Source organism: Sorangium sp. So ce426 (assembly GCF_051475585.1).
GTDB lineage: Bacteria > Myxococcota_A > Polyangia > Polyangiales > Polyangiaceae > Sorangium > Sorangium cellulosum_B.
In genome coordinates, this window is record NZ_CP150341.1 from 10,236,637 (window position 1) to 10,254,631 (window position 17,995).

Below are 17,995 nucleotides of genomic sequence, written 5' to 3' on the forward strand. Positions count from 1 at the left end.
GGCTATCCTGGGCGGGATGACGGTCCAGGAGCTCCACGTCGCGGGATACCGCTCGATCCGCGAGCTGACCCTCCCCCTCGCCCAGGTCAACGTCATCGTCGGACCGAACGGCGTCGGCAAGACCAACCTCTATCGCACCATGGTGCTGCTCGGCTCCGCGGCGAGCGGGACATTTGCGCGCACGCTGGCCGAGGAGGGGGGGATGCCCTCGGTGCTCTGGGCGGGCCAGCGCAGCAAAGGCCCGGTGCGGATGACGCTGCGGGTGCGGCTGGATCAGCTCGTCTACGAGCTCCAGTGCGGGCTGACGCCGCCGCCTGGAGGGCCGTTCGAGCTGGACCCGGACATCAAGGAAGAGAACCTCTGGCTGCTCGACAGGCGCCGCCGCCTGCCGATGCTGGAGCGGGCCGCGGGCTCGGCCTTCGCGCGCGACGCGGACGGCCACCGCGTGACCTTTCCCTTCTCGCTCTGGGGCTCGGAGTCGGTGCTGGCGCAGGTGGTGGAGCCGCACCGCTTTCCGTTGCTCTCGGTGGTGCGGCAACAGCTGATGAACTTCCGGTTCTATCACCACTTCCGCACCGACTCCGGCGCGCCGTTGCGGGTCGAGCAGGTCGGGGTGCGGACGCCTGTGCTCAGCACCGATGGCCACGATCTGGCCGCGGCGCTCGCGACGATCCTCGATATCGGCGACAGGGTCGCCTTGAAGGAAGCCGTCTCCAGCGCGTTCCCTGGCGCGTCGCTCGAGGTCTCCTCGACGCAGGGGCGGTTCCGCGTCGAGCTCGGGTTGCCCGGGATGTCGCGGCCGCTCGACGCCCGCGAGTTCTCGGACGGCACGGCGCGCTATCTCTGCCTCCTGGCTGCGCTCCTGAGCCCGAGGCCTCCGCTGCTGATGGCGCTGAACGAACCGGAGACGAGCCTGCACCCGGATCTGCTCGGGCCGCTCGGGGATCTCCTTGTGCACGCGGCATCCCGGAGCCAGCTATGGATCACGACGCACTCCCGCCCGCTGGCGGAGCGGATCCGGAAGGCGACGCCCTGCCGGCTCATCGAGCTTCGCAAGAAGGGTGGAGAGACGGTGCTGGCGAGCGGCGCGACGGAGGACGAATGACGTCCGCCATCAACGACAGGGGTCTCCTCGTGTTCATTCGATGATCCATCGAAACACGGGACCAGCGACGACGACGAAGGCCACGTGGCCCGGAAGCACAGGACTATCCCCGCCGAGCCACTGCAGATGGGCGCTCGTCGACCAGCCCAGCGGCCCTACGAAGTACGAGTTGACCTGCGCATGCCCGCCTATCGCCACCCCGGCGACGCGCCCGCACAAGGCGGCGCCGCACGACGGCATGTCGTAGAGCGCGACCGATGGCCCCAGACTGAAATTGCCTTCGTCCCACGCGACGCCGACATCGAGTGACGTCTGATTGTAGACACCGAGCCCGCCGTGCTGGGGCCCCTGGTGGATGGTGCACAGGTCGTGGACCGTGAACACGAAGTCTCGCTCGAAGCGCCACGATATCGCCGCTTGTGGACCCACCGAGGGGCGATAATCGTCGCCGATCTCAATCCACCCGATGCTCGCCCCGGCGCTGATCTCGGGAGCTCCTGCGCGCGCCGGTGCGGCGAGGAGCGGGAGGACGACCACGACCGCCCATGGGATCTTCTGCCAGCCTCTTGTGCCCATGGTACCTCCCCTTTCCCCCAGCGGACGCGCGACGTGAGCCGTTTTACTGACGGTGAAATTGGACGTCAACCGGGATTCCCGCGGGTGAACGCTCACGGTTCAGGGAGTGATCCGGGGAGCCCCGGCATCGCCGTCTCCGAGGTGGCCGCCGGCGACACCCTCACTCCGGACACGGCCCGGCGCACCCCTCGCCGCCGCAGTCGACGCCGGCCTCGTCGCCGTTCTTCACCCCGTCCGTGCAGGTGGGGGCCTGGCAGACGCCGGCCCAGCACACGCCGCTCTTGCAGTCCGCGCCGGTCTTGCAGCCCCGGCCCGGCTCGCAGCGCGGGCAATACTGCTTGCCACAGTCGACGCCGGACTCGCGGCCGTTCTTCACCCCGTCGCTGCAGGTCGGGATCATGCAGGTCTCGTTCGTGCACACGCCGCTCATGCAGTCCGTGGCCGCGCGGCAGCGGTCCCCCGCCTGGCAGGGCCGGCACGGGCCACCGCAGTTGAAGCCGGTCTCCCCGAGACCGGCGTCCTGCGCATCGTTCACGCAGTGCTCCGGCACGCACCAGACGCCATCACACGCGCGCCCGCCGGGACAGCGCAGCGAGGCGTCCGTGGCGACACACTGCACGCAGGCGCCCTCATGGCACCGCCCCTCGCCCGAGGCGGGGCAGGTGACCTCGCTCAACAGGAGGTGCTGCGGCTCATCGACCTCGCAGAAATCGAGGGTGCACTGGTTGCCATCATCGTAGATGTCCTGGGCCGCCACCCTGACCACGCGGCCGTCGGCTGTACACTCCTCGATCTTGCAGTCGCCCCGGATCTGCGACTCGAGCGGACCTTCGTGGATCTCCACCGCGCACGCGCCGTCCACGCACCGCCCCGCGCCGCACCGCGGGTCGGGCGGGCCAGGGCACTCCACGTCGCTCTCGCAACCGAGGGGCGGCGCGGGCACCCCGGAGCACTTCTCGGTGCCCTCCTCGGTGCCCTCCGCGCACTCGTCGCAGGTGAGGCACTCCTTGAAACATTCCGAGTCCGGCTCGCCACGCGAGCCCTCCTCGCCGCGCGCGCAACAGATGACCTTGCCCGGCTCGCCGCACACGCAGCGCTCGTCGACGCAAACCGTGCCCGGCACGTACTGGTGGTCCGACTCGCAGTCATCCGTGACCGCGCAGTCTCCGCCCATATAGGGCACGTCACCACATGCAAAGAACGTCGCTGGGCCGATGAGAAGAATGAAACCAACAAACCAAGGCGCGATGGGCCTACCCATGCTCCAGTCCTCCGGCACGAGGCTGAGGCGCCGGCACCCTGGCGGCCCCAATCCGCCGGGGTGTCGTTTGCCTGTCATCCGAGGCGCGCACTATGCCGCGTCGGGCCCGCCGCCGTCACGCAAGTTTTCGCCAGAATGCGCCGCTCGCGAGGCGGCCTCCCAGCAGGGCAGGCGCGCTGTCGAAGGGAGGAAAAACGGTGCTCGTCCACGGAAAGCCGCTGAGGGACACCGTGTTCTCCGCCGGGCCGCGAGGAGGGGACGTCCGCGGCCGCGCGCCCCTGCTCACCGGGTCGCGCCGCGTCGCACCGGGACGCGTCGCCTCCGGCTCACGAGGCGAACAGCCAGGCGATGCTCGCCGCGCCGGCCAGGAAGAGCGCCGCTGTGAAGATCAGGATCGCCGTCCGGTCGGGGCGGTACTCCCCACGATCGATGGCGCGGGCGACGCGCAGGTAACGCACCGCCGCCCACGCGATGAGCGCCATCCCGAGCACGACCATCCCCGCGCCGAGGCCCACGACCTCGCGCAGCAACGACCGCGGCCCTCCCGGCGCGGCCGGCGGCCCCGCCTCCAGGAAGTAGAGGCTGACCCGGTTGAGCGTGATGCCGAAGCTGAGCAGCGCGATCGCCGTGCGCACGTAGGCGAGGTGCGTCCGCTCGTTGGCCAGGTGCTCCCTCGCGTAGGCCTCCGTGCGCTTCGCGCTCTCCTCGCTCTCCTCGCCGGGCATGGTGGCTCGCCCTCCTCGTCGCGAGGCGCCCCGCCCTAGCGGCGGCCGTACCGATCGTCGAACCACGGGTACGCCGTGTTCGAGTAGCCGCGGACCTCCCAGAACCCCGGCTGATCCGCCGCGGTGAACGTGATCCGCCGGATCCACTTCGCGCCCTTCCAGGAGTAGAGCTGCGGCGTGATCATCCGCACCGGGCCCCCGTGCTCGCGCGGCAGCGGCTTGCCCTCCCAGGTGTGGACGAGCAGCACGTCGGGCAGCATGGCCTCCTCGAGCGGCAGGTTCGTCGTGTAGGGGGTCTGCGTGCCGGGCGCGATGTCGCTCGCCTCGATCAGCACGAAGCGCGCGTCCGCGAGCGGGCGCGCGCGCTCCGCGAGGGCGGCGAACCGGACGCCGATCCAGTGGTTGTCCAGGCGGCTCCAGGTGGTCACGCAGTGGAAGTCGGACACGTCGAGCGTCTGCGGCAGGGCCATGAACTCTTCCCAGGAGTAGGTCCGCGGCGCCTCGCAGAGCCCGTCGACCTCGAGCTGCCAGCGCTCGGCCGGGATGTCCGGCGTATCGCCGAGATCGAGCACCGGCCAGCTCTTCACCTCGCGCTGCCCGACCGGCAGCCTCGGCATCCCGTGCCGGTTCGGCGGCCCGCTGCCCATCGGCGCGAGCCCGTCGAAGATGCCCTTGCCGCGCGCCGCCTGCCGCGCCGCGAACGCCTGCTTGCGCTCGATCAACGACCTCGCCCGCCGCCCCGCGTCGTCCCCCATGACGTGACCATGGCGAGAGCTCCAGACGCCTGCAAGAGCGAGCTCATCCGACCTTGCGGCCCGAGAGCTCCACGGATGCGGCATCCACCGACACCGACGTCGGCGGGCCGAACTTCTTGACCTGAACGGTCACGAGGAGGGCCGGCGTGTCGTCGAGCACGCGCTCGATGATGCGCTCGGCGAGCGTCTCGAGCAGCTTGTACGACGCGCTCGTGCCCGATTCGACGACGAGGCTCGCGAGCCTGTCGTAATCGAAGACGCGCGCGCGCGTGTCCGCTCGAGGCAACAGCGAGACAGGGAGCTCCACCTCCAGGCTCACGACGAAATCCTGGGGCAGGTCGCGCTCGGCGCGAGACACGCCGTGCTTGGCGCGAAAGCGGATGCCGTCAAGGCGGATCCGGTACGTCTTGATCGCGGACTCCATCGGCGCCCCCTAGCACGCCTTCCGGCCGGCTTCCGCCGCAAGAATGCCAGGCGGCGGGCTCGCCCGCTCGCCGCGGTCTTCCCGGCGCGCGGCGGCCGTCTCGGCGTGCCCCGGCGCGGGCGGCCTTCCCGGCGCGACCGCCCTCCAGGCGCGCGGCGGCCGCGCGCCACGCGCGCCGCGTGCGCAACGTGCGCAATGTCAGAGGAGAGGCCGCTTGAAGCACACGGCGTCGATCTTCGCGGTCATCTCGCTGCGCAGGAACTGCACCGGCTCCCAGCCTTCCTGCCCGAACCGCTTGAGGACCGGGTTCCATCCGGACGTGGTGGTCACCTCGATCACCTGACTGTCGCTGACGCGCGCGGTCTCCACGTCCACGCACCGAATCTCCCACCGGGGCGGATCGGTCCCCGCCTGCACCGGCGGCACCAGGAAGCGCGGCGCGACGTACGACGCGGAGCAACCGAAAAGAAATGCGACGGCGATGGCTGTCCCGGAGCTGAGCTTCGGCATGAGCGGTCCTTTCCTGCGGGGTCGACCCGCGAAGGCGTATCGACGCTTCGTGCGCCACGTCAACTGGGAACGGCGCGCGCGCCGGCGCGGAGCGGGCCGGCTCCCCGGCCGTCACCGGCCCTAGCGTTTGCGGGCGAGCGCCTCGCGGTCCTTGACGATGAGGCGCCGCCCCGCCGCGTCGAGCACCCCCTCCTTCCGGAACGCCCCGAGCGTCAGCGTCACCGTCTCGCGCGTCGACCCGATCACCTGGGCGATCTCCGCGTGCGTGATCGGCGCCGAGATCAGCGTCCCACGCGGCGTCGGCACGCCCCACCGCTCCGCCGCGTGCAGGAGGAACTCGGCGAGGCGCCCTCCCACGTTCTTGAAGAGCATCGACTCGATCCGGTCCTCGGTCTCCCGCTGCCGCGCGACGAGCAGCGCGAACACCGCGCCCCCGAGCCCCGGGTGCTGGGCGCAGAGCTCGCGGACGAGCGCGAGCGGCACCCGGACCACCTCGGCCTCATCCATCGCGATCGCCCGCTCCGTCCGCGTCTCCAGCCCGCCGAGGCACGACTCGCCGAGCACGTCGCCCGTGCCGCGGTAGCTGAGCGGGAACGCCGCCCCCGCCTCGTTGACGCGCTCGACGCGCGCGCGCCCCCGGCCGAGCACCACCAGCGTGTCCGCGGGGGCCCCCTGCTCGAAGATCGCCGCGTCGGACGCCACCACCTCGAGCACCGCGGCGTCCGTGACCGCCTCCCGCACCTCGCGATCCACCTGCGCGAACAGCGAGGAGAGCCGGAAGGCGCGCGCCACCCGGGCCTTCACGGGATCCGTGGGCTGGCGGCCAGCATCCTGCGCGTACTGGGAATCCAGATCGCTCACCGTAGGGAACAAAAGAGTAATCCATCCCGCGTGGGTTGACACACAGGAATCCCTGCGACCGAGGCCCGGCGCGGGGCGAGCGGAGCGCCTCGCTCAGCGTCCGTCGCGGTCGAGCTGCACGACGATGTCCCGGTCGAGCGCGCCGTCCGCCGCGCGGGCGAACTGCTGGAACTTCGTATAGGCATCGGGCTGCACGCGGCCCGCGGGCAGCTCGAGGAAGCGATCGAGGACCAGCGCGCCGCCCTCCATGCGATCGTTCACCCGCACGGCGCGCCCCGCGTCGTCCGCCGTCGACGGAGCGAGCTTCGTGACCACGCGCGCGCCCGCGGGGAGCTTGACGCGGAGCCGCACCTCCGAGCGCGTCGCGATCTGCTCCGACAGGTAGAGCGGCGTCTCGCGGACCGGCAGGCTGGCGAGGCTGGCCACGCGCACGCCGAAGGGCGGCGTGATGACCAGCTCCCCTCCCTGCGCGCGCGCGAAGCTCGCGGCGGCGATCTTCATCTTCAGCGTGAGCGGCCGGTCGATCTCGCTCAGCTCCTTGATCTCGATCGCCTGGAGCCGCGCCCCCGGCACCATCTGCGGCAGGAGGCGCGACTCGACGGCGTCCCTGAGCTGGGCGTCCGGGAGCGACTCCAGCGCCGAGCGCAGCGTGATCGCGAGCTTGCCCTCGTAGCGCTGCTCGATCGCCAGCGAGGCCGAGCCGTCCCTCGCCACCTCGGCGACGCCCTCCGTGACCACGCCGTCGTGCGCGCCGGACGAGGGCGTCACCTCGCGCGGCGTCCCCGGCTTCAGCACGATCGCCGGCTGCCCGCGGAGGGAGCTCGGCAGGTAGCCGTACGGCGCGAACTTGTCGCGCACGAACATCCAGCGCACCCCGCCCGCGCCGGGCTTGTCCCCTGTGTCGAGGCGGACGGCGAGCGCGTTGAACGTCTCGGCCTCGCTCATGGGCCCGCGCGGCGGCGCGGTGAGCCGGTCGCTCACGACGCCGTAGCCGGCGTCGATGCCGACCAGGCGGCACAGGTAGAGGAACGCCTCGGTCCGGTTGCCGCTCTTGCCGATGACGACGCGGCGGCCGTCGTCCTCGCGCCCCGGCTCCACGTTGGCGAGCACCCACCGGTAGATCCGGCGCGCCTGCTCGTCCTTCGACGGCGCCGCTCCCCCGTCCTCGCCGCGCGCGCCCTGCGCGGCGCCGGCGGCCTTCCCCTGCTCGCCGCCGCCCGCCGCCGGCGTACGCGGCGAACGTGCGATCGCCCGCGCGATGCGCACGAGCCGCGGATCGCGCGGCGTCTCGTCGGCGGCCGCGTCGACCATGCGCGCGATGGTGCTGTCCAGGCGGATGCCCCAGCCGATGCGGATGTTCGGAAGGAACTCCGAGATCGGCGCGCTCGCCGGCTCCTCCGGGAGCGCGGGGCTCTTGTCGACCCGGTAGCGGCGCGTGACGAGCGCGCCGGACTCGACGATCTCCGGCGCCGGGACGGGGCCGGAGGCCTCCACGTCGAGCGGCCGGCTCTTCGGCGACACGACGATGAACTCGCTCCGCCAGTAGGGGACCTTCTCCTCGCGGAAGAACCAGCGTGGGCCCTGGAACGTGAGGCCCCCCTGCCCGTCGCCGCGCAGCACGAACAGGTTCTCCACCTCGATGTAGTCGCCCACCTCGAGGTGCGGCATCGTCACGGTCGGCTTGTCCTCGATGAACTCCGGCTCGTGGATCGACCCGTCGCGCTTGACCGTGCGGAGCTTGAGCACGAGCCCCTCGGGCATGCGCTGCTCGGCGTGCTCCTGGATGGCCTCCCGCGACTGGATCCGGATGATCTCGTGCTGGAGCATCCGCGCCGAGCCGTCCTCGTGGACCCACATGGCCGCATAGTCGAGCACGCGCGCCGCCGTGCCCGGCATGACCTCGCCCGAGGCCTCGTGCTCGGCGATCACCTTCTTCGAGTCCAGCCGGTACGGGCTGAGCTCCGTCGTACCGTCGAGCAGCTCGATCGCGTCGCGCAGGCCCGAGGTGTCGGCGCCGGTGCGGATCGCCTCGATGAGCGCCCTCTGGAGCGCGTCGCGCTCGCCACGCGCGAAGCGCGCGTCCGCGAGCGCGAGGCGCGCGTCGGCGTCGTCCGGCGACTTCGCGAGCGCGCGCTCGAGCTGCTCGAACGACTCGGCGCGCTTGCCGGCGCGGGTCAGGAGGTCGGCGATGCGCGCGGCGATGTCCTTGCGATCCTTGCGGGCGGAGCCGAGGCGCTGGAGCTCCTTGATCGCCGCCGGGTAATCGCGGCGATCGATCGCCCTCTCCAGCTCGATCTCCGCGTCGGGATCGAGCTCCCGGATGCGCGCGGCGAGGGCGTCGGCCTGCGCGATGTGCCCGTCGCCGTCGTGGATCCGGAGGAGCGCGCCCAGCACCTCGATGTCGTCCGGGAAGCGCGCGGCGGCCTCCTTCACGGTGCGCACGTGCTCGACGCGCCAGCCGAGCCGCGAGTACATCGCGGCGAGCGTCTTCAGGAGGTCGGGCACCTCCCGGAAGCGGCCGGCGAGGGCCTCGATCGTGCGGGTCATCTCGGACAGGCCGACCTTGTCGGCCTCCTCGAGCGCGAGCCAGAGGCGGGGGTACCAGAGCTCCGGGTCCTTCTCCGCGGCGCGCGCGCGCACGTCCTTCACGAGGTCTCGCCCGTCGGACGCCGGGAAGATCGGGTCCTTCTCGAGGAAGACCGCCTGGGCCGCGAGCGCGGGGCCGGTGGCGCGCGCAGGATCGGCCACGAGCGGCTCGATCAGCACGGCGCTCACGTCGTCCTGGCCCTCGAGGTGCGCGATGGTCGCCGCGAGGTAGCGGGCGATCGGATCGCCCACGTCGCGCTCGGCGGGGGGCGCGCCGCGCAGGCCGAGCGCGCGCGCCACCTTCGGCGCGGGCTGCGGCGGCACGCCGAGCGCCGTGAGGAACGGCTCGATGGGGTTGGGATCCGGCAGGACCTCGGGTGCGACGAGCGAATAGGGCGGCGTCGGATCGGCGAACGTGGCCACGCCGAGGGGCGTGCCGTCGGGCGCGAGCAGGCGGATGGAGGTGTCGCGGCCCCCGACACGCGCGAGGATGCGGTGCCGGCCGGGGCCGAGGCGCAGGCGCACGCCGAAGCGGGGCCAGATCCCCCACTGCTTCGTGTCGCGCGTCAGCACCTCGACGTCGTCGACGAGGATGGCGTAGGCCCCCTGGACGGCGATGAGCATCTCGCGCTCGGCGGGCAGGTCGATGAAGGTCTCGACGTAGAAGATGCCTCCGCTGGCCCCGCCCTCGCCGGGCCCCTCCGGCGCGACGGCCGAGAGCTGGCAGCCGCGGCGCTCGGCGCCGAGCACGCGCGGCGGGCCTCTGCGGTGGGGATCGCGCGGGAACACGGGCGGCCAGGGGCCGGCGCGCTCCGCCTCGTAGTGGACGCGGTGATCGCTCGCCGCCAGGCGGCCGAACGGGCCGGCGAAGCGGGCGTTCTCGATGCACCCGTAGCGGCGCGCCGCGCGGTCGATGAGCGGCACGGCGGGCGCCGCGCGGCTGACGTCGGCGGCGTCGTCGGCGGTGCCGGCGGCGCCGTCCGGGCGCGCCGCGGCGGCCTCGTCGGGCAGCCCGTCGAGGCTCCACCACTCGACGAGCTCTCCGCGCGCGCGCCAGCCCAGCTTGCCCGGGTGGTCGATGGCGCGCAGGACGACCTCGCGGGACTTCTTCCAGAGGCCCGCGACGCTGGAGCGCAGGCCGAGCAGGCGGTTCGCGGCGAACCAGCCCACGAGCGGGGCGTCGGGGTGCGCGCTCACCCGGGCGGCGTCCAGCGCATCGAGGTAGGCCGCCGCCGCGCGCGCGTTGCGGCCGTGCCCCTGGTCGTCGATCGCGCGCCCGAGCGACGCGAGCATCGATTTCGCGCCGATCCCCTCCAGGCGCTTGCGCGCCTCCCTGGCGCCGGCGGGCGTGCCGCCCGGGACCAGGAGCTCTCCGAGGAGCCAGCGGCCGACGACCTCGCCGTCGGCCGAATGCGCGCCGGCGTCGCGGAGCGAGGCGATGGGGTCTTTCGCGCCGGGCGCGGTGACCGCGCCGCAGGCGCCGAGCGCGAGGGCCAGGGCGGCGGCGCCGGCGAGCCGGGCGAGCGTGGAGAGGGGGCGAGGAGCGCGCATCGGCCCGGTCCTTAGCGCGAGCGACCGCGTGCGCACAGAGACGCCGCGCGGCGCAGCGCTCGGCCCGTGAGCGCCCCGCCCGGCCCATGAGCGCCCCGCCCGGCCCGCCGTCGCCGCCCGACCCGCGGCACGCGGTCTCCGCGGCGTGTGGCCAGCGGCTCCAGGGGCATCGTCAAGGAGCGCCGCCGCCCCTAGAGAACGACGCGCCACGAGGTCGTGCGCAACAACGTGGCGACGCTCCGCGGAGCCACCGAGGACGGCCCCACGGGTCGATGGCGATCTTGATTATCATTTGCATCATTGCTATGTGAAGCGGCGAACTCATGGAAGACGACCTTGCGGTAGAGCTCGGCGCGCTCGCGCACCGCGGCGCCGCCCCGCTTTCCTGATCGGGGAGCGCGCTCTTTCGAACCACCTCGCCGCGATGCTTTCGCACCGACAAGGATGAACGACATGGTACCCGGTTACACAGAAGAGACGGTGCTTGAGGTCCACCACTGGACGGACAAGCTCTTCACGCTCAAGACCACCCGCTCGCCGAGCTTCCGCTTCGCGAACGGGCAGTTCTGCATGATGGGGCTCGTTGTCGCGGGCAAGCCGCTCGTCCGCGCGTACTCCCTCGCGAGCGCGAACCACGAGGAGACGCTCGAGTTCTTCTCGATCAAGGTGCCGAACGGCCCGCTGACCTCGCGCCTGCAGCACATCGCCGTCGGCGAGACGATCCTCGTCGGCAAGCGCGCGACGGGCACGCTCACGATCGGCAACCTGCGGCCGGGCCGGACCCTGTGGCTCCTGGCGACCGGGACCGGCCTCGCGCCGTTCCTCAGCGTCGTGAAGGATCCCGAGACGTACGAGCGCTTCGAGCGCGTGGTCATCACGCACACGTGCCGCCGGGTGCAGGACCTCGCCTATGGGCGCTACCTCGAGCACGAGCTCGCGGCGGACGAGCTGCTCGGCGAGATCGTGCGGCCCAAGCTCCGCTACTACCCGTCCGTCACCCGCGAGGCGTTCAAGACCGAGGGCCGGATCACCGCGCTCCTCGAGTCCGGCCGCATCTTCGCCGATCTGGCGCTGCCCGCGCTCGACCCCGCGCACGACCGGCTGATGCTCTGCGGCAGCTCGGAGATGCTCGCCGACACCGCCGCGCTCCTGGAGTCGCGCGGCTTCGAGGAGGGCAACAGCGGCGAGCCGGGCGACTACCTCGTGGAGAAGGCCTTCGCGGGCGAGAAGCGCTCCCCGCTCGCCAGCGCGTCGCCGGCCGAGAGCACGACCCTGTCCGGCCCGGCGTGACGTCGCGCGCCGCGCGCCGGGCTGCGCCCGGGACCCCGCGTCGGCGTCACGGCTGACGCGCGGGTCGATGCGGCGCGCAGGCCGCGCAGTCGGATGTGGACCGGGGCCGCCGCCCGCCCCGGTCCAGACCGCGGCTCACACGCTCGCTTCGACAGCGCTGGCGACCTGCTGGAGGAGCACCGTCTGTTCGATCACCTCGGGCGGCACGCCGACATCGTCGCGCACGACGGCCACGTCCTCGCGCACGACGGCCACGTCCTCGCGCGCCACCGCCACGTCCTCGCGCGCCACCGCCACGTCCTCGCGCACGACGGCCACGTCCTCGCGCGCCGCCGCCACGTCGTCCCGCTCCGCCGCCCGGCGCAGCGCCGCGATCTCCGCCTGCGCGGCGACGAGCGCCTGCTCGAGCTCCTCGTGGAGCGCCGGCGGAGAGCCGGCCGTGGCGCGCGCCTCGGTCAGCTCGCGCTCGAGCTGCGCGATCTTCCATCCCGCGGCGCGCAGGTCGGCCTCGCTCGAGGCGGCGCTCCGCGCCAGCGCGTCGAGCTGCTGCCGCAGCGCCTCCACCGCGCCGCCCGGCCCGCCCTGCCCCGTGAGCGCTCCGCCCTGCCCGCCGTCCGCCGCCTGGCCCGGCCCGCCGTCGTCGGCCGGCGCCGACGCGAAGACCGTCCCGAGCTCGTCGACGAGCTCCTTGCCCACCCGCTCGCTCTCGCGCAGCTGCGCCATGAGCGACGCGATGACGTGGCCCCGGTCGCGCAGCGCCTCCTCGAGGCCCGCGATCTCCGCGGCCGCCGCCTCGCCTGCGTCGCGCTTCTCGAGCTCCGACGCCCGCTGCTCCAGCGCGACGACGGTCTGCTCGAGCTCCACGATCCGCGCCTCGAGCAGCAGCCTGCGCGCGTCGAGGGCGCTCCGCTGGTCCTCCAGCGCGCGGCTCTCGCGCTCGTTCCGGTCCGCCCGCTCCTTCTGCCGGTCGCGGTCGCGCGCGAGCTCGGCGCGGGCGACCTCCAGCTCCTCGACCCTCCCCGCCGCGCGCCGCGCCTCCTCCAGCGCGCGCTCGCTCTCCTGCGCGCGCCTGCGCGCCGTGTCCCGCTCCGACATGAGCTTCGAGAGCTCCCGCCGCGCCCCCGCGGCGGCGGCCTCGAGCTCCTCCACGCGCGCCGCGAGCGCCGGGTCGGGCGCCGCCACGGCGGGCCGCGCCTCGAGCTCGGCGATCCGGGCGCGCGCGGCCTCGAGGTCGGACGTCGCGGCGTCGAGGCGGTCGCGGGCGCCGGCGATCTCCGGCTTGTTGCGGATCATGCCGAGCTCGAGCTCGACCTTGGTCCGCACCCGCTTCTCGTCGTCGAGCTGCTTGGCGAGCCGGGTCGCGCGATCGCGCTGGCTGCGGAGCTCCTCCTCCATGTCGCGGATCTGGTGGGACAGGCGCTCGGCCCGGACGTGGGCGTCGCCCGCCCTGGCCTCGACGTCGCGGAGGCGCGCCGCCCTGGCCCCGAGCTCCGCCTCCGCCTCCGCGAGGCGCGCGGCCGTGGCGACCGCGCTCTCGGCGCGGACCCCGGCGTCCTCGCGATCGCGCTGGTGCCGGGTGCGCAGCTCCGCGAGCTCGCCCCCGAGCCGCTGCGCGCGGCCCTCGGCCTCGGTGAGCGCCTCGGGCGACGCGCCGGCGCTCGCGCCCGGGAAGTCGGCGAACGGCAGCTCGATCACGGCGAACGCGTCGAGCCTGGGCAGGCGCTCGCCGGCCACGGCGATGAACCACTCGGGCTCCTCGGACGCGTCGAGGATCGACGTGTCCACGCTGACCTCGGGCTCGCCCTTCGGCGCGAACTCCGCGACCGTGTAGCCGACGAACGGCGCCTGGCCGACCATCCGCACCTGCTTGAACTGGAGCGCCACGAGGTCGTAGAGCGCGTAGTAGCCGGGCGCCGCGCCCCGGCGCGCGCCCGCGGGGAGCAGGCCCCGCGCGGCCTCCGGGTTCGGCGACGCGATGACGGCGACGCCGCTCGCGGCGGTGAGGCGTCGGGCGCGCCGGACGACCTCGGCGGGATCGCCGAAGAGGGAGAGATCGGGGATGACGAGGGTGTCGAAGGCGCCGTCGCGCACGCCGAGATCGCCTTCGAACACGGCGACGTTCGGGTGCGGCTGCCGGGTGGGCGCCGTCCGCGCGAGCTTCTCGGCGACGCGCGCGGCGTCCGGATCGTAGGCATGGACGAGGCGGGCTCCGCGCTGGAGCAGCCGGTCGGCGAGGCCGATGGTGGCGTCACCCACCACCGCGACCCGCCGGCCGCGCACGAGCGGCTCGAGGTAGGCGCTCAGCACCAGGGCGGGATGGAGCGCGGCGGGGGCGGCGTGCCGCGGCGAGCCTGCGGCGGCGAGGGAGGACTCCTTCGTCATGGTTCCGTCCTCTTACGGCTCTGGGGGCCCGGAGTCCACAAAGCGCAGTGCAGAGTTGCAAGGCGGCGCGCTCACCACGCTGGGCGCCGCCCGCGCGCGCCGGTCCGACGCCTTCGCGCCGGCCCCAGGATCCGCGCCCCCCACGCCACCAGCGCGGTGAGCCGCCTCACCCATTCAGAGGATCACGGTCTCGCAGCCGAGGAGGATCTGGATCTTCGCGATGGAAGCGCCCCTGGCGGCCTCGCAGGTGTCGGGGCACAGCACGAGGGCCGCGGGAGAGGCCGGGTCGTCGTAGCGCCAGCCTGGACCGTCGCAGCCGGGGCGCTGCGGCAGGAGCTGCTGCGATGCGCCGTCGAGCCCGAAGAGGACGTTGACGTCGTCGAACGCGACCTGTCCGCCGGCCACCTGGGAAGGGACCTCGAACTCGCACGGGAGCGCCTGCCCCGTGACCTTCGCGAGCGCGTTCTGGAACTCGACGGCGATGTTGGTCGCCCCGACGAGGACGGCCGCGTCGGTGCCTCCCGCGGCCGCGACCTGGTTGGCGAAGCGCTGGTTCACGCCCGGGAGCCCGATCACGAAGGTGCGCACGGGGGTGCCGTAGCGCGCGCCCGCCGCCGCGAGATCCGCGATGGCGTCCGGATCTTCCGGGTCCACCCCGGCGCACTGGGCCGCCGGCCCCTGGGGCTGCCCATCGGTGACGAGCAGCACCGCCGAGGCCTCGCCGGGGTGGTTCTTCGCCACGTCGATGCCCTGGAGCAGCGCGCCGCCCAGCGCCGGATAGACGGGCGTGCTCGCTCCGTTCGGCGACTCGGCCTCGATGGCCGCGACGATGGCGCCCGCGTTGTCGGGGAGCGGACCGAACGGGACCAGCGGCTCCCTGTACGCCTCGTGGTCACAGGCCGGCACGTCGTCCGCGACCCGCGGAAAGAAGCGCAGCGCCACGCGCGCGCCGGCGAACCTCGCGCTGTTGACGAACGCCGTCAGGCCGGCCTTCGCGCTGGTCCACTTGTCGCCCGCCATCGAGGACGACTTGTCCATCATGATGTAGAGATTGAGCGGGACCGCGATCGCCTCCTCGGTGACAAGGCCACACGCTGCGTCCGGATCGAGGGCTTCGACAGGCGCGTCGGTCGACAGCCCTCCATCCGGATCAAAGGTCCCGCCCGAGCCAGCTCCGTCCGAGGAGGAAGAGGACGAGGACGAGACAAGGCCAGCTCCTGAGTCCGCTGCACACGCGCCATGGAGCCCCATGGCGACGGCGAGCCCAACCATGGAAGCGAGCGAGGTGAGGTGGAGCGATTCGAGGCGCATGAGATCAACAGAGGACAGCGAGGACGGCGCGGAAGCGGGTGCGCAGACACAGAGTACCGGAGACGGTGACAGGCGCGAGGGGCGAATCACGGAATCGTGAGCTGGCTCGCGCCGGCGCAGCACATCATGACGTGGGCGGACGCGTTGTTGATGCCAGCCGCAATGTGGCGCACAGCCCCATGGTGATTGGAAACGAGCAAGACAAAGTCTTTTCGAGAAGCGCGCGAAGGTGCAGAATTAAGCATGCGCGCACAATTCTTCCTCGAGACGGCATCTCTGCTCGCATTTCTCTCGGTGATCGGCTGCGCGGCGAGCAGCTCGAGCGACGGCCTCATCGGGCCAGTCGCGGGCACGGGAGGCGGCTCGGGCGCGGGCGGCGAGCCCTCCGCGAGCAGCAGCGCCACGACAGCGTCATCGAGCAGCGCCGCCGCCGCGAGCGGCTCGGGCGGAAGTGAGGGCAGCTCGGGCGGGGGGGGTGAGGGCGGCTCGGGTGGAGAGGGGGGCAGCGAAGAGGCGGGCGGCGGCGGCGCTGGGGGCGCGGATCGATGCGCGCTGGGATGCTTGCCAGGCACACACGACGTGGACGGCAATCCCCTCACGGGGGACGAGTGCGGCTGTGAATACGCGTGTACGCCGACCGCTGCGGGAGAGGCGGGCGAGGATCCGATCGACGCCGAGTTCATCGACGACAACTGCGACGGCGGCGACGGGCTCGTCGAGCGATGCATCTACGTCTCGGCGAGCACGGGGGACGACGCCAGCAGCGGGACGCGCAACGCGCCGGTGGAGACGATCGCCAGGGCCCTCCAGGTGGCGGAGGCGGGCGCGGTGCCGGCGATCTGCCTGTCGGGCGAGCTGTACCAGGAGGCGGTCACTGTCGTGTCCGGCATCAGCATCTACGGTGGGTTCGATCACGCCAACGCTGACTTCAAGTTCCGGAGGACGCCCTCGGTGACGACCACCGTGCGCGCGACAGGCACGGTGTTCCACGCGCCGTCGATCACGCAGCCGACGCACATCGAGGGTCTCTCGATAGAAGCGCTGAGCCCGTCGTCGGCCGGCGCGAGCACCTATGGAGTGCGCCTCGGCGGGGGGACGGCGGATCTCTTCGTGCGGTTCAACCAGATCAACGTGGAGGAGGGCCGGGCCGGCGCCGCGGGGACGAGCGGGGCGGCGCACATGGTGGGGACGGCGACGGCGGGGAAGGCGGGAGAGCAGGGCTGCAACGACTGCAGCGGCCTCGGCAATGCCGGCCCGGCGCCCACCTGTGACGAGCCTGGTGGGAGAGGTGGATATGGCGGACATGGCCCGAACACCGGAGCGGCGGGCCATCTGGGCAGCCAGGGCGCGGCGGGCGGCGCGGGGGGCGCCCCGTTGCGCTGCTTCAGAACCCGGTCGCCAGGACAAAATGGCACGCCAGGCATGGCGGGGTCGCAGGGGATGCCGGGGACGGGGGGCGCGAATCTCGGCAGCATCGCCTCGGGCGTCTATCAGCCCGCGAACGGCACCAACGGGCGACCGGGAACCAACGGCGGCGGCGGTGGAGGCGCGGGCGGCGGCGGCGGCGGCTCGTGCGAGGTAGGCCCTGATGATCGCGGCGGTGGCGGCGGCAGCGGCGGATGCGGCGGGCTCGGCGGCCGCAACGGCACTGCTGGCCACGGTGGAGGCGGGAGCTTTGGCGTCTTCGCGGCGGCCGGACGGGTGGTCGTCTCCCGCAACGAGATCACGACCGGAAAGGGCGGCAACGGCGGCAACGGCGGCAACGGTGGAGCGCCGCAGCTCGGGGGGAACGGCGGCCCTGGCGGCCCCGGTCCCGATGACGCTGGAAACGGCGGCGTTGGCGGCAGGGGTGGCAATGGCGGCGACGGCGGCCCGGGCGCGGGCGGCGGGGGTGGCCCGAGCGCCTGCCTGGCGCGATCCGGGAGCGCCACCTTCAGTTTCGGAGACAACAGCTGCTCGACCGGCGCCCCCGGGTACGGCGGCGCCGGCGGCACGACCCCGAGCGGCGGCGCCGCGGGCGCGGGACAGGACGGCAAGGCGGCCCCGAACCTGCAGATCAACTGATCAACGCTGCTGAGTTCGAGGAGCTATCTCCCACACGTGTGCTCCGAAGTCGATGGCGCAGCCTGCTAGAACACCGAACAGCTTGGAAATTTGAGAAATGAGACGTTAGGACGCCAGAAGACGCCAAGAAACGCCAAGAGACGCCAAGAAAACAATAAATCTTGGCGTCTTCTGGCGTCTTCTGGCGTCTTCTGGCGTCTTCTGGCGTCTTCTGGCGTCTTCTGACGTCTTCTGACGTCTTCTGGCGTCTTCTGGCGTCTCAACTTCTCGCTGTTTGCGTGCGGCTTCAACCCATTTGTCGCTCTAGTCCTGTCACCGTGGCGCTTATGCGCCGTCGTGACTCCGCCCGTCCGCTGGATTGCATTCAAATCAAAGGCGAGTCGGCGCACGAGACAGCGTCATCGGTACCGGAGCAGCGCCGGGCCCTTTGTTCTGACGCTCGCACGACCCCGCTTGTCGCCACCTCGATCCTCGTGACCGCTGCACACACGGCCTCGCCCGGACGCCACTCCAGCGCGCGCCCCCGGCGGAGCGGCCGTCGCTATCGTGGATGCTCGTCCGCCCAGGGCGCCGGCGCCTCCAACGCCGTGGAGG

At 72.7% G+C, this 17,995-nt stretch carries 13 protein-coding genes; 3 read left to right on the top strand and 10 right to left on the bottom strand.

Annotated features, from left to right (window positions below; translation table 11 throughout):
- The first annotated feature begins 16 nt into the window (after positions 1-16).
- A complete protein-coding gene (locus WMF44_RS38260) occupies positions 17-1,105 on the top strand; it encodes an AAA family ATPase (RefSeq protein WP_437294987.1) in 1,089 nt (362 codons plus the stop codon).
- Between the two features lie 33 nt (positions 1,106-1,138).
- On the opposite strand, the gene WMF44_RS38265 is transcribed toward WMF44_RS38260, so the two are convergent.
- From WMF44_RS38265 to WMF44_RS38300, 8 genes are all read right to left on the bottom strand, one after another.
- Entirely contained in the window at positions 1,139-1,681 is a 543-nt protein-coding gene (locus WMF44_RS38265) for a hypothetical protein (RefSeq protein WP_437294988.1), read from the bottom strand.
- 160 nt (positions 1,682-1,841) lie between these two features.
- Positions 1,842-2,942 (bottom strand): hypothetical protein, encoded by a 1,101-nt coding sequence (locus WMF44_RS38270; protein ID WP_437294989.1) that lies wholly within the window; start codon positions 2,940-2,942, stop codon positions 1,842-1,844.
- A gap of 326 nt (positions 2,943-3,268) precedes the next feature.
- Positions 3,269-3,667, bottom strand: a complete 399-nt coding sequence (locus WMF44_RS38275) for a YidH family protein (protein WP_437294990.1) — start codon at positions 3,665-3,667, stop codon at positions 3,269-3,271.
- A 35-nt stretch (positions 3,668-3,702) separates the two neighbouring features.
- Entirely contained in the window at positions 3,703-4,422 is a 720-nt protein-coding gene (locus WMF44_RS38280; RefSeq protein WP_437294991.1) for a molybdopterin-dependent oxidoreductase, read from the bottom strand.
- 43 nt (positions 4,423-4,465) lie between these two features.
- Positions 4,466-4,846, bottom strand: coding sequence for a dihydroneopterin aldolase (locus WMF44_RS38285; RefSeq protein WP_437294992.1), 381 nt, complete (start codon positions 4,844-4,846; stop codon positions 4,466-4,468).
- A 198-nt stretch (positions 4,847-5,044) separates the two neighbouring features.
- Positions 5,045-5,356 carry a hypothetical protein gene (locus WMF44_RS38290; protein ID WP_437294993.1) on the bottom strand — a complete coding sequence of 104 codons (312 nt, stop codon included), beginning with the start codon at positions 5,354-5,356 and terminating at the stop codon, positions 5,045-5,047.
- Between the two features lie 120 nt (positions 5,357-5,476).
- Positions 5,477-6,217 carry a Crp/Fnr family transcriptional regulator gene (locus WMF44_RS38295; RefSeq protein WP_157907166.1) on the bottom strand — a complete coding sequence of 247 codons (741 nt, stop codon included), beginning with the start codon at positions 6,215-6,217 and terminating at the stop codon, positions 5,477-5,479.
- Between the two features lie 93 nt (positions 6,218-6,310).
- Positions 6,311-10,354: a hypothetical protein gene (locus tag WMF44_RS38300; protein ID WP_437294994.1), complete on the bottom strand. Its 4,044-nt coding sequence runs from the start codon at positions 10,352-10,354 to the stop codon at positions 6,311-6,313.
- Positions 10,355-10,807: 453 nt separating this feature from the next.
- Here WMF44_RS38300 and WMF44_RS38305 point away from each other — a divergent pair, with 453 nt between their 5' ends.
- Positions 10,808-11,644, top strand: a complete 837-nt coding sequence (locus WMF44_RS38305; RefSeq protein ID WP_437294995.1) for a ferredoxin--NADP reductase — start codon at positions 10,808-10,810, stop codon at positions 11,642-11,644.
- Positions 11,645-11,779: 135 nt separating this feature from the next.
- Here the strand turns inward: WMF44_RS38305 and WMF44_RS38310 are convergent, their stop codons facing one another.
- On the bottom strand, positions 11,780-14,026 hold the full coding sequence (locus WMF44_RS38310) for a hypothetical protein (RefSeq protein ID WP_437294996.1): 2,247 nt from the start codon (positions 14,024-14,026) through the stop codon (positions 11,780-11,782).
- Positions 14,027-14,200: 174 nt separating this feature from the next.
- On the bottom strand, positions 14,201-15,337 hold the full coding sequence (locus tag WMF44_RS38315; RefSeq protein WP_437294997.1) for a vWA domain-containing protein: 1,137 nt from the start codon (positions 15,335-15,337) through the stop codon (positions 14,201-14,203).
- A gap of 243 nt (positions 15,338-15,580) precedes the next feature.
- Here WMF44_RS38315 and WMF44_RS38320 point away from each other — a divergent pair, with 243 nt between their 5' ends.
- Positions 15,581-17,401 carry a PE-PGRS family protein gene (locus WMF44_RS38320; protein ID WP_437294998.1) on the top strand — a complete coding sequence of 607 codons (1,821 nt, stop codon included), beginning with the start codon at positions 15,581-15,583 and terminating at the stop codon, positions 17,399-17,401.
- Positions 17,402-17,995 lie beyond the last annotated feature (594 nt).